This window comes from Hippea jasoniae (genome assembly GCF_000744435.1).
Lineage (GTDB): Bacteria > Campylobacterota_A > Desulfurellia > Desulfurellales > Hippeaceae > Hippea > Hippea jasoniae.
Genome location: NZ_JQLX01000002.1, coordinates 22402 through 37921 on the forward strand (window position 1 = coordinate 22402; position 15520 = coordinate 37921).

At 38.1% G+C, this 15520-nt stretch carries 16 protein-coding genes and 1 pseudogene; 2 read left to right on the plus strand and 15 right to left on the minus strand.

Going from position 1 to position 15520, the window contains the following annotated elements:
* Window positions 1–5: 5 nt before the first annotated feature.
* The 3 genes and pseudogenes from EK17_RS00395 to EK17_RS08825 form a co-directional block, all read right to left on the minus strand.
* Window positions 6–995 (minus strand): annotated as a pseudogene (locus EK17_RS00395) (class II fructose-bisphosphate aldolase).
* Between the two features lie 64 nt (window positions 996–1059).
* On the minus strand, window positions 1060–2013 hold the full coding sequence (locus EK17_RS00400; RefSeq protein WP_035586463.1) for a radical SAM protein: 954 nt from the start codon (window positions 2011–2013) through the stop codon (window positions 1060–1062).
* Between the two features lie 2 nt (window positions 2014–2015).
* A complete protein-coding gene (locus EK17_RS08825; protein ID WP_051904316.1) occupies window positions 2016–2768 on the minus strand; it encodes an eIF2B alpha/beta/delta subunit family protein in 753 nt (250 codons plus the stop codon).
* 56 nt (window positions 2769–2824) lie between these two features.
* Here EK17_RS08825 and EK17_RS00410 point away from each other — a divergent pair, with 56 nt between their 5' ends.
* Together EK17_RS00410 and EK17_RS00415 are read left to right on the plus strand one after the other, a co-directional pair.
* Complete coding sequence (locus EK17_RS00410) at window positions 2825–3250, plus strand: hypothetical protein (protein WP_035586466.1); 426 nt, start codon at window positions 2825–2827, stop codon at window positions 3248–3250.
* Entirely contained in the window at window positions 3251–3868 is a 618-nt protein-coding gene (locus EK17_RS00415) for a hypothetical protein (protein ID WP_035586469.1), read from the plus strand.
* A gap of 1 nt (window position 3869) precedes the next feature.
* Here EK17_RS00415 and EK17_RS00420 read toward each other — a convergent pair whose 3' ends face one another.
* Genes EK17_RS00420 through EK17_RS00475 form a run of 12 tightly spaced genes read right to left on the minus strand, consistent with a single transcriptional unit; the run spans window position 3870 to window position 15306 of the window.
* Window positions 3870–4379, minus strand: a complete 510-nt coding sequence (locus EK17_RS00420; RefSeq protein ID WP_035586472.1) for a rubrerythrin family protein — start codon at window positions 4377–4379, stop codon at window positions 3870–3872.
* On the minus strand, window positions 4348–4785 hold the full coding sequence (locus EK17_RS08830; RefSeq protein WP_051904317.1) for a DUF3783 domain-containing protein: 438 nt from the start codon (window positions 4783–4785) through the stop codon (window positions 4348–4350). Before EK17_RS08830 ends, EK17_RS00420 begins: the two co-directional genes overlap by 32 nt.
* A gap of 35 nt (window positions 4786–4820) precedes the next feature.
* Window positions 4821–7532: a flagellar hook-associated protein FlgL gene (gene flgL / locus EK17_RS00430; RefSeq protein WP_035586475.1), complete on the minus strand. Its 2712-nt coding sequence runs from the start codon at window positions 7530–7532 to the stop codon at window positions 4821–4823.
* Window positions 7532–9271 (minus strand): flagellar hook-associated protein FlgK, encoded by a 1740-nt coding sequence (gene flgK, locus EK17_RS00435; protein WP_035586479.1) that lies wholly within the window; start codon window positions 9269–9271, stop codon window positions 7532–7534. The genes flgL and flgK overlap by 1 nt, the downstream gene beginning before the upstream one ends.
* Entirely contained in the window at window positions 9272–9736 is a 465-nt protein-coding gene (locus EK17_RS00440; protein ID WP_035586482.1) for a flagellar protein FlgN, read from the minus strand.
* Window positions 9729–10028, minus strand: coding sequence for a flagellar biosynthesis anti-sigma factor FlgM (gene flgM / locus EK17_RS00445; RefSeq protein WP_035586484.1), 300 nt, complete (start codon window positions 10026–10028; stop codon window positions 9729–9731). The genes EK17_RS00440 and flgM overlap by 8 nt, the downstream gene beginning before the upstream one ends.
* A 52-nt stretch (window positions 10029–10080) precedes the next feature.
* Window positions 10081–10848: a transglycosylase SLT domain-containing protein gene (locus tag EK17_RS08835; protein WP_198018115.1), complete on the minus strand. Its 768-nt coding sequence runs from the start codon at window positions 10846–10848 to the stop codon at window positions 10081–10083.
* 14 nt (window positions 10849–10862) lie between these two features.
* Window positions 10863–11966 carry a flagellar basal body P-ring protein FlgI gene (locus EK17_RS00455; RefSeq protein WP_035586486.1) on the minus strand — a complete coding sequence of 368 codons (1104 nt, stop codon included), beginning with the start codon at window positions 11964–11966 and terminating at the stop codon, window positions 10863–10865.
* Window positions 11967–11975: 9 nt separating this feature from the next.
* Window positions 11976–12671, minus strand: coding sequence for a flagellar basal body L-ring protein FlgH (locus EK17_RS08840; protein WP_051904319.1), 696 nt, complete (start codon window positions 12669–12671; stop codon window positions 11976–11978).
* A gap of 52 nt (window positions 12672–12723) precedes the next feature.
* Window positions 12724–14124 carry an HD domain-containing protein gene (locus EK17_RS08845; protein ID WP_051904320.1) on the minus strand — a complete coding sequence of 467 codons (1401 nt, stop codon included), beginning with the start codon at window positions 14122–14124 and terminating at the stop codon, window positions 12724–12726.
* Window position 14125: 1 nt separating this feature from the next.
* On the minus strand, window positions 14126–14869 hold the full coding sequence (locus EK17_RS00470; protein ID WP_035586488.1) for a slipin family protein: 744 nt from the start codon (window positions 14867–14869) through the stop codon (window positions 14126–14128).
* Window positions 14869–15306 carry an NfeD family protein gene (locus EK17_RS00475; RefSeq protein WP_035586490.1) on the minus strand — a complete coding sequence of 146 codons (438 nt, stop codon included), beginning with the start codon at window positions 15304–15306 and terminating at the stop codon, window positions 14869–14871. Before EK17_RS00475 ends, EK17_RS00470 begins: the two co-directional genes overlap by 1 nt.
* Window positions 15307–15520 lie beyond the last annotated feature (214 nt).

Consider the following 15520-nt stretch of genomic DNA (forward strand, 5'->3'; position numbering starts at 1 on the left):
CACCTCTATTTTACCCTTCCTGCACTACCTAAGACTTCTTTGTTTTTGCGCATATACATCTTTATCAATTCCTCTCGTGCAGGACCAAGATATTTTCTTGGATCAAACTCTTTGGGTTGAGTCCATAACACCTCTCTAACCTTTGCCGTCATAGCAAGTCTACCGTCAGAGTCGATATTGATTTTGCAAACGGCACTTTTTGCAGCTTTTCTGAGCTGATCCTCAGGAACACCAACAGCACCTTAAAGATTACCGCCGTATTTATTGATTATCTGCACATACTCCTGCAGCACGCTTGATGCACCGTGTAAAACAATGGGGAAACCAGGGATCCTCCTTTCAACCTCCTCAAGTATATCAAATCTCAATGGCGGTGGCTGCTGACCGGGTTTTACCTTAAACTTGTATGCACCATGAGATGTTCCGATGGCTATGGCAAGTGAATCAACACCTGTTTTATTCACAAAATCCTCAACATCATCAGGGTTTGTATAGATGTTCTTTTCTGCCTTTACATCATCCTCGATACCTGCAAGCACACCCAATTCACCCTCAATAGTTACATCATACTTGTGGGCATACTCAACGACTTTTGCTGTTATTTCAACATTTTCATCATAAGGCAGATGGCTACCATCTATCATAACAGATGAAAAGCCCATCTCTATACAGCTTTTGCACAGCTCAAAACTATCACCATGGTCAAGATGTAACGCAATGGGAATCTCTTTTAAGTTGTTTTCCCTTGCAATTTCCTTCATCAACTCCACAGCACCCTGTGCCATCCATCTTAGAAGCGTTTGATTGGCATATTTTCTTGCGCCTTTTGAAACCTGCAATATAACAGGCGATTGTGTTAGTGTGCAGGCTGTAATAATAGCCTGAAGCTGCTCCATATTGTTGAAGTTATAAGCAGGAACGGCATATCCATTTTCCATGGCATCCTTAAACATCTCTTTTGTATTAACAAATCCCAACTCACTGTAGTGAACCATAACTCATCCTCCTGTCCAAGGGTTTTTGTTTAGTATATGAAATTAAATTCAACTTAACAAGCAATTAAACACCCAAATGTGCAATCCTTGCCATACTGCCGGTTATAAACAACTTTCCCCCGTATTCATATTCAAACGCCTTGCCTTCTTTAATAAAAGCCTCTACAATCAGCTCCACCTTCTCCTCCTCTATGGAAAAAATCCTTGCAAGCTCCTCTTTTGAACAGGGTCTGATATTGATCAGCTTAACTATTGAATTTTCTATATCCTCATAAAACTTGTCGTTTTCCTTGTTAAAGTTACCAATCAGCTCAACCTCAACCGATAGTTTCGCAGAAAGATAAAGATAAATATCCATCATCTCATCATCGCTGAGTTTTTCCACCCAGGGCAGTGCTGGTGGTCTATCAACCGTGCCTATCTGGGTTTTTGTAGGCTGGATGTAATTTATCGCTTTAATAAGGGCATCAAGCTCCTCTTTTGAGTCGTTTATACCTTTAACAAACAACACCTCAAGCCACAATTGACCCAAAAAGGAGTGGGAAAATTTGGCAATACCTGCAATAATAGTCTCAAGGTCAAGTGATGTATGGGGTCTGTTGAGCTTCAAAAAACTTCTATAAACAGCCGTATCAAGGCTTGGCACAACAACATCGGCTAAAGCAAGCTCCTCTCTAACCTCATCCATAAACATCAAGCTACCGTTTGTAAGCACGGCCACAGGATAGCCTTTTTTCTTTACAAACCTGATCAACCTGCCAATATCCTTATTCAGCGTTGGCTCACCACTTCCTGAAAATGTTACAAAATCAACTCTACCAACCTTATCTATATTCTTTTCAAATTCAGCCTCAATCAATGATGGATCAAAAAAACGTTCCCTTTTTGCCCACAGTTTTGTTGTTTTACCAACTTCGCAGTAAATGCAATTATAGCTGCAGGTTTTATAGGGCACGATATTTATTCCCAAACTCAATCCAAGCCTGCGCGATGGCACTGGTCCAAACAAAAAATCCATTTCTAACCTCCATCGAATAATCTATCCACAAATCTTAAAGGAACATATTCAAAGTATTGATTTAGCCTGTCACATCTAAGCCTGCTAATCTCATCCTTATCCATATGCCTGATTTCATATAATTTTTTTAACGGGCCTTCTAACCGCTTAAACCTGTTTGCAACAACAAAAAACGGCTTTTTAAACTCTCTGGCAAGCAAAGCAAGATATAGGCTTCCGATTTTGTTAACAAACACATCATCCAATACAGCATCAGCGCCAACCAAAAAGCAGTCAACTTCATCAGCAACAACACCGTATGCGGCATCCTCAAACAGTAATACATCAATTTTTTCTCCTAAAAGATTTTCAGCAAGCAGTTCGCCCTCTCTTGCTGGGTGTCCAACAGAAACAAAAACCTTTTTGGGTCTAACCTTTAATATCGTTTCATATACGCTTTTTGAATAGGAGATTGTGGCTATAAAATTATAGCGTTTTAAATGTTCAAATGCCTGGCCAACAGCCTCCTCTTCGGCTTTTGCAAACTCATTTTTGAGTTTTACAAGCCCCTCTTTAGAATTAGACGATATAATTCTATCTGCCACATTAACAACAACGGCCATAGATTTTTGTCTTTTAGCTATTTTTTCAACAAGCAAAACAAGTGTATCATCTCCAAACATATCAACAGCGCAATCTATCATTTTTAAAGCTATGGTTGTTGAGGAGGATGTATGGTCAATGGCAAGCTTTTTTAAAATTTCCTTGCAATCCATACATAAATTGTAATATTAAAAAAGATAAATTCAAACTTTATTGAAGGGAGGCTAAAGTGCAAAGAAAAACAAAACTCCATATAGCTAAAGCCCTCTTTCCACAGATGGGATTCATAATACAGGATAAAAAAATGGCTTTGTGGGGTTTTGTAGTGGTGCTTTTGTTCCTTGGTATTTCTGGATGGCTGCCCGATGGGGTTGAAAACTTGCTTTTTGAAAATAATAAATTAAAAGGGATTTTACTTGTGGGTATCTCTTTAGCTATTCTTGGCGTGTTTTTTGAGGAGATATTTGACAAACTCAAACAGGATGGCATTAAAAATAAAGATGTAATATTAGACATCACAGGCGGACAAAAAATAGCATCCACCGCTGCTGCTTTTATGACACTTTTGTATCCCGATAGAGAATTTGAATATGTGTCAACATCAAACTACCAGATTAAAGCCTTCGACATAGAAATAGTAAAAAACGATAGTTAGATGGAAAAAGAGCTATTTATAGAAACATTTGCCCAAAAAGGTTGCCCTATCTGTTATCTCAAAGACAAACGCTTTGAGGAATTTCTCTTCTGGTTTGAAATGGAAGGTTTTAGAAATTTTAGTTCAATCAAAACACTACAGGAAAACATCAATATCTGCCAAAGACACAGACCAATCCTACTAAACCTCCAAAACAGGCTCTTTAACACATTTGAACCTATTATTGAAAGCGATCTAAAGCTGTTTAACAAGTTATTAGATAGGCAAAAAACCCCAAAAAAGCTTTTAAAAGGTGAGATTTCCAAAGAATGCAGATTTTGCATAGAGGAAAAGCGGATTGAAGAGCTGCTTGTGGATTTTTTTATACAGAACATCTCCGATGAGTCTTTTTTATCCAGATACCTCAGATCAGATGCCATGATTTGTAGAAAACATCTATTTGCAATACTAAATAAAGCTCCTTATCAGAAAACAAAACCGCTTATAGAAAAAACGATTAATTACCTAAAACAGGCAGAAAACCAAACAAAGAATTACTTTAAAAAATTAGACTACCTCTGCGCCGAAAAACCCCACGCAGAGGCGTATAAAAAAATTCTTCCTTTTTACTTAAAATAGGCTACTCAAATTTGACGAATTTATCAACAGGCACACCGCAGACAGGGCATTTATCTATATCAAGATCCCCTATTGCTGTAAAACCACAAACAGGGCAAACATAAACCTTATCTATTGTCTCATCCTCTTTGTTTTCAACCTTTTTCAATGCGTCGTTGTACATTTCCTCATGAATCTTTTCAGCTTCAAGTGCATAATGGATGGATCGCATTGCCTGTTTTTCTTCCTGTAGCTTTGCAATCGCATCGTAGGCTGGATACATCTCATTAACCTCAAAATTTTCACCAGCCATGGCCTCTTTTAAGTTTTCCTGCGTGTTACCTATTAAACCCAAAGCTTTTGCGTGGTTTGTGGCATGTACCTGCTCAGCATAGGCAATAGCCTTAAACAATTTTGCAATATTTGGATAACCCTCCTTCTGTGCAACCTCACTAAATGCCAGATACTTCATGTGAGCCATCGACTCACCGGCAAATGCATCAAGTAGTGCTTTTTTTGTCATCTCTCTCATTTTCTCTCCTCCTTTTGAATTCTTCTGCTTCTTTTTTTAACTCATTTAATAAATCACTAAGCTTCCATTTAACACTGATTGGTGTCAAGACAGCCATAAGCTCAAAACCTATCAAGGCATGCTTGACCTTTTCTATAAACTCAAGCAGCTGATTTTGTCTAAAACCGCTCATTATCAAGGCCTTTGGCATTAAGGATGGTTTTAAAAAACCGTATAAATCATCAAGCTTAAATAACTCCGAAAGCGTTTTATTCTCACTGCCATCGGCTGCAAAAACAACCTTTAAATCACCAGAAAAATCCTTTGCAACTGAAAGAAAAGCCCTATGCTTATCCTCATCAAGGCCGCAGGCTAAAACTGCAAAATCACCAAACAACTTCTTATCATCATTCTTGATTGCTTCCATGACTTATTTATAGCTAAAAATTTTTATTAAGTCAACTACTGTATATAATTAAAAAGATTATTGGAGGTTAGTTTTGCACCCACTTCAAGCGTGGCCTGCATAACAATCTGATTGCGTTTAAATTCAGAAAATACATCGGCAATATTGGCATCCTCAAGCTCAGAAATCGTTTTTGTGTTGGAAAGCTTAATATACCTTACCCTATCCATAGCAAGCTGAAACCTGTTTGTTCTTGCACCGATAATTGAACGCGATGTCAAAACTTGATCCAGCGCATCCTTCACCTTGCCTAAAGCCTGCTCAACAGCGTTTGTTAGTTTAAACGAAAAACTATCACCCTTTTGAAAAACAGCAGGAACATTGGCATCCTTGGGCCCTAAAAAATTCAACTTTACGCCGGGTATGCCGTTTACAGTTGTATTACTAAAATCAGCATCGGCTTTTGCATCCTCTGTTTGAATCACAATTCCATTCAGTCCACCAAACAGCTTATCGGCAAGCTGAGTCGTCGTTGATATACCCTGATTTTTAATGTTATAAATCGTTGTTCCACTGATCATATCTATTGAGCTGATCTTTGAATAATCGATCTGCTTTGATGGATCCTGCGGTTTTTTGGTTTTGATTGTATAGTAATATTTGCCGCTATCGTCTTTTCCTACATCAAGACTCACAACAGCAACAACATTACCCTTTGAGTCATCCACCTCAAACATACCAACATTTTTGCTTTCATTATTTGATAAACTGTTTGCTATTGCCTCTATCTGCTGTTTGCTTATTGCATTGAAATGTGTAGACTGGGTATTTGAAACCTTAGCAACCTTCACACTCCATTGGTCGTTTTTGCTGCCTAAATATTTACCGGTAATTTTAACCTGCATTGTTGAAATATCCTGCCAGCTGGAAGGCTTGCTGATTTGATTGAGAGAGTTGGGATTTTTTAAAGCATAGCTGGCATTTTCAATCGCTCTGAAAGTATCAACACCTCTGCCCAGTTTATCTATATTAAAAACGCCAAAAATATCCGGCTTTAAGTTTCCTCCACTGTCAACAACGCTGAAATTGATATTAAACCTGCTTGTGGATGGCCTTTTATCTTTAAAGTAAATCCTGCCATCCTTAACCTCAGTATCAACATCTTTAAATCCACCACTGCCACCCAAGCTGACCTCATCAAAGCTTCCAAAAATCGGCACTTTTGAGTTTTTTGTAAATGCATAAACCTTAAGGTCGCTTTTGCTTGAATGGTTATCTTCAATCTCTATTTTTCCATGATTAATTCTAACATCAGCATCAAAATTTGTAGCAATTGCCTGAGCTATTGAGCCAATAGTCGTTGATGATTGGAGTGCAAAACTTACAGCAACGCTATTGCCAGAATGGTCAAACCCTCTCAAAATCAAAGTTGAGCTAATCGCCGCATTTATGTTGGGATCATTTATTTCACTAAGCTTTGTTGCAGATGTTATGCTTCTTTGAGCGTAAGTCTTAAAAGCCTTGTTTGTATCTAATACCTCAATGCTATCAAGACCCCTTGCAAAACTCAAAAGTGTATTTATATCTGCATTCGATGTAATATCAAATGTTCCTTTAACCAGATTCCCGTCATGGTCAGTGCCTGTAATAACGATTTTGTCTCCAACTTTAAGCCTATAATCTGTATTTGTAGCCTGCGCAACATTCTCAATCGCCTTTGCAAATTCAGGGGGCAAATCCACATCTACAAGTTTAGCCGATTTTGTTATATTATCGCCCGTTGTCTCATCGATCAGCTCGTTTTGATTCTTCAATGTTTGATTTGTGGGTTTATAGATATCCTTGGCTGTAATATTAATAGGACTTGTGAGTTTATCGGAATACTCCACATCCCGTGTATTTTCATCACCCATATAAACATTTCTGCCACCGGATTTATAATTAAGAGAAACTGTGGAGTTAATAGAATTAATATCACTGGAGGGTGAGTTAAGCTCTATCTTTATCTTCAAACCCCTGCCTGTATCCAGCCACTGCCCATTTTCTATCTTTTCCTTAACCTTGGGGTCGTTTAAATCGATATAGGTCGCAAGCTTATTACCACCTGCTTCAGCTTCATTGGAAAAATCTGCATCTATCGGCACATAATTCTGAGGGTTTGAGCAGTCACCCCTGCATAGATGCAAAATGCCGTTTTGAATCTTTACCTGATAGTTATCATCTTCAAGCTGGTTTATATCCTCAAAGTTTTCTACTGAGGCTATTTTTATATCTTTAATATCACCGCTTAGCTGCTTATCAACAACCGTTGCCTCATTGGGCAAATTCTGAATCGGCTTTGTATCGGTTTTGGTACCAGAAAATAGATATTTACCCTGAAAAACCGTATTTGCAGAATCCACAAGCTCATCTTTGATGGCGTCTAAATTCTCCGCTATAGCTGTTCTACTTGCAAGGTCGTTGTTTATTGTATTTGCTCCATCAACAAGTAGAACACCTGCTTTATGCAAAAGGTTATCCGCATTGGAAAGTGCCGTATCCTCAGCATCTAAATAAGCGTTTGCCGAATTGATATTCGTCACATATTGGTCAAATCTCATATTGATATCTTTAAGTGAAAGCACTTTAGAAAGCGCAATCGGATCACTGGATAGATCAAGCAATCTCTTGCCGCTTGACATCATCTCATTATTTTTAAACACCTTTTCGTTTATCTTGTTTATATTGAATAAAAAGTTATTAAAAAGAATATTATCCGTAATCCTCATTACTGCACCATGTTAATCAATGTTAATGTCATTTGATCAACAACAGAAACAAACTTGGCATTTGCCTGATAAGCCCTTTGAAATTTAATAAGATTTGCAGCCTCCTCATCCAGTGAAACACCTTCAAGCGACTGCTGTGTGGTTTTTAGCTGCTGATAAACCGCCTGTTTTGCCTTATAAATCTCATCAAACCGCTGTTTTGTTGAGCCAATCGAGCCCAAAAATGCGTTGTAGTATTCATCGATTGTTTGTGTATTGTTGTCCATCACCTTATCCAATTGAACCTGGGCAACCTGTTGAGCATTTGAGCTATCGCCGGGATTAAGCGTTTTACCTGCTGCAATCTTACTTGGATCATCCTGCAAAATCCTGCTTACATCGATATCCTTTGCATTATGCCCCACAAAAAAGGTGTTTATTCCAACAGCAGCTAAAAAGCTTGAAGAATCGTATGTGAACGCAAACTTATAACCATTTTCAGCGGTTATCTGGACATTTCCAGCCGGGGAGACACTCATCTGAGCATAACCCTGCATTATGGAGTTAAATCTATCAATCAACGAATGGGTGTCATTACTATCCCTTTTTATTAGGTGATCATCGCTGTTTACAGGGATACTAAAAACACCCACCTCTTTGCCGTACTGGTCAACCACTTTTAGCTTAAAAGAACCCGTTTTAACTGCAATATCAAGACCTGTTGCAGCTTTAACACTCAATGCGGCATTGGGATCAACATTATAAACACCCTCAACAGACGAATAGGGTGTCAAACCCGCTCCAGCTGAATGAATCTTATTAATTTCCTGAACAAGCGTTGAGCCGATCTCGTTTACTTTATCTATATATTCAGGTAACATTTTATCTCTCAAATATAGCGTTGCACCCAACTGACCATTTTTAATTCTATCTGTAATATCAACCTTCTGGCCACCGTTGACAAAATATACCCTGTTATATTCAGAACCGTTTAGTTTGCCCACCGTTAAAGTATTGTAATCCTTCCCCGAAACAAGCGGCATTCCACCAAGCAAAATAGTCATTTCGGGTTTTGTATTTTTATCATAAGAACCTTCTAAAATAGTTACATCTGCATAGCTTGAAAGCTTTTGCAGCAACACACTGCGCTCATCCCTTAAGGTATTTGCATGATCCTTATCTCCAAGCTCAGCTTTTTTTATTTCGTAGTTAAGCTGAGCAATTCTTTTGGTTAGAGAGTTTATCTCATTAACTGTGTATGCTACCTCATTATCAAGGCCGTTTCTTATCTGATTTAGCGCAGAATATGAATCGTGAAGGGCCTTTGAAAGTGTTAAACCTTTTTCGATTACCTGCTGTCTTGCCGTCTGAAGGTCAGGATTTAAAGATAAAGCATGCCAGGCGTTAAAAAATTGCTCCATAGCGCCTTTTAAACCCACGCCGTTTTCCTCGTTGAAAACACTCTGAACCTCATCCAATGCATTGTTGAGCTTATCGTAATAGCTCATATCCTGATTGGCCACCCTTACGCGTTTATCGATCAATGTATTTCTCATACTTATGACCTGTGAAACCTCAGCACCACTACCAAACACACCCGCATAAGAGATCATCGGCATAGATGGCAGTATATCGACCCTTTCACGGGAATATCCAGGCGTGTTTACATTGGCAACATTATTACCTGTAACATTTATTGCTGCTTTGTTGACATATAATCCACTAACACCGATGTTTAAGGCATCAAAAATTGTGGGCATCTATACCCTCACACTCATAATTTGAGCGTTGATAGGAGTTTGAGCGTTTTTATCGTAATTTTCTTTAGAAAACAAAGAACCATATAGATTTAATAAACCGTTAAAGAACTGAAGATTCTCTGTTGCTATCATCTTATTGACATTGCTCTTTAGCACAAACTTATCGATTGTTTTTTGCAGTTTTCCGTTAAGCATACGCAGATGGTCAACCTCTCTGTTTTCACTCACAATAAACAAAAACTCGCTGATATTTTCTGCATCGTATAAGGAAAGAATCTCTTTTAATTGACTTTTTTTACTTTCAAGCTCATCAGCAATAAGCTGTTTCTGTTTTGTGAGTTTTTCAAGCCCCTCGCCATCTATGTTTATTAAATATTCCCTTTCCTTTTCGGTTAGCTCTACCAATTTTTCGTATAGTTCTATCAATCCATTCAAAACACCTTCAAGGTTTAATAAACTACTCACCCTTCCACTCCTTCAAAATCGATTTGGCTAATTTTTCCAGATCAGGCTTGTAGGTGCCATTTTCTATCTGCGATCTAATTTGTTTAATCTTATCGGCTCTTCTGTCTTCATCTGCCTTGATATCCGCAAGGAGTTTTGCCTCAGACGAGATCTCTACCTTATCAAGCGTCTTGGTTTGCCCTTCAGAAGGTTTTTCCTTTGGCTGTTTTATATCAACCTTATCTACCTTTTGCTGTTTTGACTGCTTGACATATTTCTCTATAACCCCGCTTAGGTAGGCATCAATCTTCATCGCTACACCTCCTTGTTTTCTACCTATTTAATCGGCAGAAATCCCCAAAACTTTAGTGAAATTGCTCCATATAGGCAAGCACTTTTTTAACATACCCTTGAGTCTCCCTAAACGGGGGTATACCGTTGTATTTTTTAACATTACCAGCTCCTGCGTTGTATGCAGCTATAGCTTTTTTGTAATCTTTAAACTCACCCAACAACTTAGATAGATATTTAACGCCACCCATAATATTTTGCCTTATATCCCAGATGTTTTTAACACCAAGCTCAACTGCCGTCTGAGGCATAAGCTGCATCAAACCGATAGCACCAGCTTTTGATATAGCCTCTGGATTAAAATCAGATTCGGCCTTAATCACGCTCAAAATCAACTTTTCTGGAACATGGTATTTTTGAGAGGCTTGTTTTACTATAGATTTAATCATCTTCATTTTATCGGCGGATAAATCCATAAATCCCTTCTTTTTAAGTGGCTTAAACTCAAAAGAATCTTTATGTAATTTAATCGGTTTATTTTCAATATTTTTGGGCAGATGTGTTTTGTATTCTATGTAGGCTTTTAAAGAATTAAACAAAGTCTTTGCTATACCAAACGGTGATGTTTCAGACATTTTCTGGCTCAATGCATTTATATACATAAACTTATAAATTGAGTTGGCTGCATTGTTTTTTACAATAGGATCTTGAGGAATGCCTTTTTCCATCTCTGTTAATAACTGAGATATAAACAAAGCCTCAAACTGCCTGCAGGCTTCTTTGAGTTTATAGGTATTTTCGATATTATTGATCTTGTTTTCTATAGGTATCATTTTATCCATGCTTATGCTCATCATCACATCATCTCCAGCTCTGCATTTAAGGCACCAGCAGCCTTCAAAGCCTGAAATATTGCCATCATATCCCTTGGCGTTGCACCGGCTTTGTTTAACGCCTGCACAAGTTGTGAAACAGTGGCGCCTTTTGGAAAAGTGAGAAACTTACCTTTTCCTTCTTCCACATTAACCTTTTTATTGGCAACGGTGGTTGTTTTTCCACCAGCCAATGGATTTGGTTGAGAAACGGTTTTTGTAGTTGTTATCGTAACGGTTAAATTGCCGTGTGAGATACTTACAGGCTCAACGGTTACATCACCACCAACCACAACAGTCCCTGTTTTTTCATCTAAAACAACTCGTGGCACAGAAACCTGATTCACGCTTAGTTGATTGATTTGAGAAATCAACTCAACAACATCACCCCTATAAAGAGGCGGCACAACAACCTTCACGCTCCCACCATCTACAGGAAAAGCCATCTGTCTTCTGTAAAATCTGTTTATAGCCTCTGCAACCCTTGTTGCCATTGTAAAATTAGGACTTTTCAAAGCCAGCATAAAGCTACTTTTTGAATTGATATCTACATCCACCTGATTTTCAACAATAGCACCGTTTGGAATCCTTCCAACTGTAGGATGATTCTTTCTAACCTTTGTTGCACCGCCACCCATGTTATAACCACCTATCGAGACAGGACCCTGAGCTACTGCATAAACCTTTCCATCGGGGCCTTTCAAAGGCGTCATAATCAATGTGCCGCCCTGAAGACTCTTTGCATCGCCTATTGACGAAACAGTGACATCGATTCTATCACCCTGCTTTGCAAATGGCGGCAGTGTTGCCGTAACAAGCACAGCTGCAATATTTTTAACCTGCAAACTCTGCATGGCAGAGCTTGAGAGTGTAACACCAAAATGTTTAAGGGCATTTGCTATCGACTGGACTGTGAAATAGGAACTTGTGCCATCGCCTGTCCCTGCAAGGCCAACAACAAGGCCATAACCCACAAGCTGGTTATTTCTAACCCCAACAACATTTGTTACATCGCCGATTTTTACCTCAAATCCAAATGCATTTATACCAAAAAGCAACACAAATACAGCAGTGATTAGTTTTTTCATATCTACCTCCTAAAAAGGCCTGATAAGCTGCCAGAGTTTTGCAAGCCATCCTTCATTTTTGCTTGAACTTACAATGCCTTTTCCGTTATAGAATATCTTTGCATCTGCAATGTATTGAGAATCGATCGTATCATCTGCAGCTATTTGATACTCATCAATTATGCCTGTTAAAATAATCGTGTTTTCTTCACCGTTTGTATATATTTGCTTTTCACCTCTTATAAACAGCTTATGGTTTGGCAAAACCTTCACAATTCTTGCCGTTATCGTTGCTGTTAACTCATTATTTGCCTTATTTTCACCGCTTGCTGCATATTTACTCGAACTTGAAGCATTAAACAGCCCATTTTCTCCAGGCTGAACATTAAATGCTTTAAATAGCTTGTTTTGTAAACCAATGAATGTAGTAAGGCCACTGCCACCACTTGAGCTGCGCTGAGTTTTTACAGAGGTTGAGTTAACGCTTTCTGCCTGCTCCTTCACAACAACTGTTACAATATCTCCAACATGCCTTGCCTTTATATCGGCAAAAAGGTTGTCTGAATTGGCATTCCACAGAGAGCCTTCATGGTGAACAACCTTGGGTTTTACAGAAGGAGCCTCTCTAACATATTCAGGCATAGATGCGTATTTTCTTTCTATATTTGTGGTTGTGCAGCCGCTTAAAAAAATCAACACAGCAAGGGCAGTTGCAAACCGCTTCATCTCTACCTCCGCAAACACTTTCTAATTATGGTTTTAGCAATAGATGTTCCAATTAGACGATTTTTTTCAAAAGATTCAGGGCTTCCTGTCTATCTTTAATTATACCGGATAGCTGATATCTTCTAATCTCATAAAGCACAGGGTTAATTTTTTTCTTTTCTATTGCAGGAAAGATCTTTAAAACATCATTTCCATTGATAAGCGGCGGGTTTTTTGCAATCTTTAAAAAATCTCTGTAATAGAAATAAGCCATCTCTTTTAAAAACATTACATAAACATCCCTTTTTGAGGAAGAAATCTTGCCTTTTGCCAAAGTATCTGCAAGTGCAAAAATCAACAAATCTATACCAAACTCACCAAATTCAAGAAAAAAACTGACCTTTTCAAATCTCTCAAGCTCGCCAACACTCCATTTTACATAAATATTAGAAGGCTTTATGTGGTTTTCTATAAACATTTGTGCAAGCGTGGTTATTTTTTTTCCAAAAGGATAAACTTTTGCATATTTTAAAAAAAGCTTTGCACTTTCAGTCTCATGGTTTGGAAATCTAACCTTCCTATCGTTGGTTATAACCTTACAAAAAGGCTTTGCTGCATCGTGAAATAAAGCTGCAAGTTTAAAAGCAGCAAGCAGATTGTTTCTGTTTTGAGTGTAGTGAACAATGTAATCCTTATACACCCTACCCATTATCCTTTTCAGCCTCATCACAGCCCATTCTATATAGTTATAAACATTCAAAGAATGGGTTTTTACATCGTAAAGATGAAAGTTACTCTGAATGCAGCCGTTTGTTTTTGAGAGGTCTTCAAACAAAGCGTCTATAACACCAACCTTATCCATCAAAAGCAGATAGGCAAATGTGTTATTTAGAGCAAAAAACCTTTTAAGCTCCTGCATAACCCTTTCTTTTGAAACAAATTTTAATAGTTCTACATCCCTTCTAAACTGCTCAATCGTTTCAGGTTCAATATCGAATCTATATTCAGCAGCAAGTCTGAATCCCCTCAAAATCCTCAAAGGGTCATCTCTTGTTGATTCTTTATATGTTGCCCTGATAATACCGCGGTTTATATCATCAATACCGCCTGAAGGATCTATAAAGTTTTTTGTCTCAAAATCATAAGCAATGGAGTTTATAGTGAAATCACGCCTCATTAAGTCCTCTTCGATGGTTCTACCCCTTGAGGCAGCAATATCGATTGTCTTTAGCGGACAAAAAATTCGATAGGTTAAAAGCTTCTTTTCATATTTCAAAAAAGAGCATCCAAAGTGGTTGGCTACCTTTTTTGCAAAGCTTTCTACATCTCCAAAAGCCACAACATCTATGTCAAAAAAATCCTTTGAAAGCAAAAAATCCCTTACTGCACCACCCACAAGATAAAACTTGATATTCTCATTGCTTGCTAATTTTATAAGTTCCTCAATATATACATCATCGCAGATACTGTTCATTTCACTGTTTTTTGCCTATTGCACTCAATAGATCAAGAGGAATGGGCAAAATTGTTGTTGTATTGTTTTTAGCCGAAATTTCATTTAATGTCTGTAAGTATCTAAGCTGCAACGCTTGAGGGTATTGAGATATAATCTCAGCAGCTTCCCTTAGCTTTTGAGCAGCCTGATATTCACCCTCTGCTGAAATAACCTTAGCCCTTCTGTCTCTTTCTGCTTCAGCCTGTCTTGCCATAGCCCTTTGCATATCCTGAGGCAGGTCGATCTGCTTAAGCTCCACAAGCGTTACCTTCACGCCCCACTCATCTGAATGTTTGTCAAGAATCTCCTGAATCTCAGAGTTCATCTTTTCCCGTTCGCTCAAAAGCTTGTCCAATTCAGCCTGACCACACACACTCCTCAATGTAGTTTGAGCAAGCTGCTCAATGGCATAGTAATAATCGTTTACATTGACAACGCTTTTTACAGGATCCACCACCTTAAAATAAACAACAGCAGAGATTTTTATCGTCACATTATCCTTTGTTATTACATCCTGCGGCTGAATCTCAACTGTTATAACCCTCAAGCTAACCTTAGTCATAGTATCGATTATAGGCCACAACAGTATAATACCCGGACCTTTAACACCTATAACCCTGCCAAGCCTGAACACCACAGCCCTATCATACTCTTTAACAATTCTGATCGATCTCAAAACAATAGCTGTAAAAATCACCACCATTACAAATACTACAACATCCATCACTCCACCTCTTCCACTTCAAGCTTTAATGAGTCCTGTTTAATAACTCTGACCCTGGAACCGGCTTTTATGGGTTTTTTGCTAAAAGCAAGCCACAGCGTGCCATCTATCTCAACCTGCCCTGCTTTTTTGGGCATTATATCTTTTTTGCAAACACCCGTTTTACCAACAATGTCGCCAACTAAGGCTTTTTTCTTTTGGGCTTTCAGAGCTACATACACAGTTACAAGACTTGCAAGTGACACAAAGATAAATACTGGAATTGTGATTTTCAAAAATAATAGAGGCATTTTTAGCTTTAGCAATAAAGCAAGACCGTATGCCGCAATAAAGGCAAAAATACCAGTAAGTGCAAAAATTCCGCCTGTTGTGATAAAAAACTCCAATATCACCAATATAATCGAGACAATAATCACAACTTCGATAAATGTTATCATTGTTATGATTTTACTAAATATGGATTAAATTTACAAGATTTTAGTTTGCAATGATGATAATAGCGGAAAATTTTTTCTGTAACCCAGCACTTACTTTTTTTGATTGAGTTTATATATAAAATTGAGTATAATTATCGCAGAATTAGGCCTCAGTAGATAGATTAAGATTTTCAAGTTAAGTAAGTGCTGGGGTCAAAAAGTGATCTTTTACAAT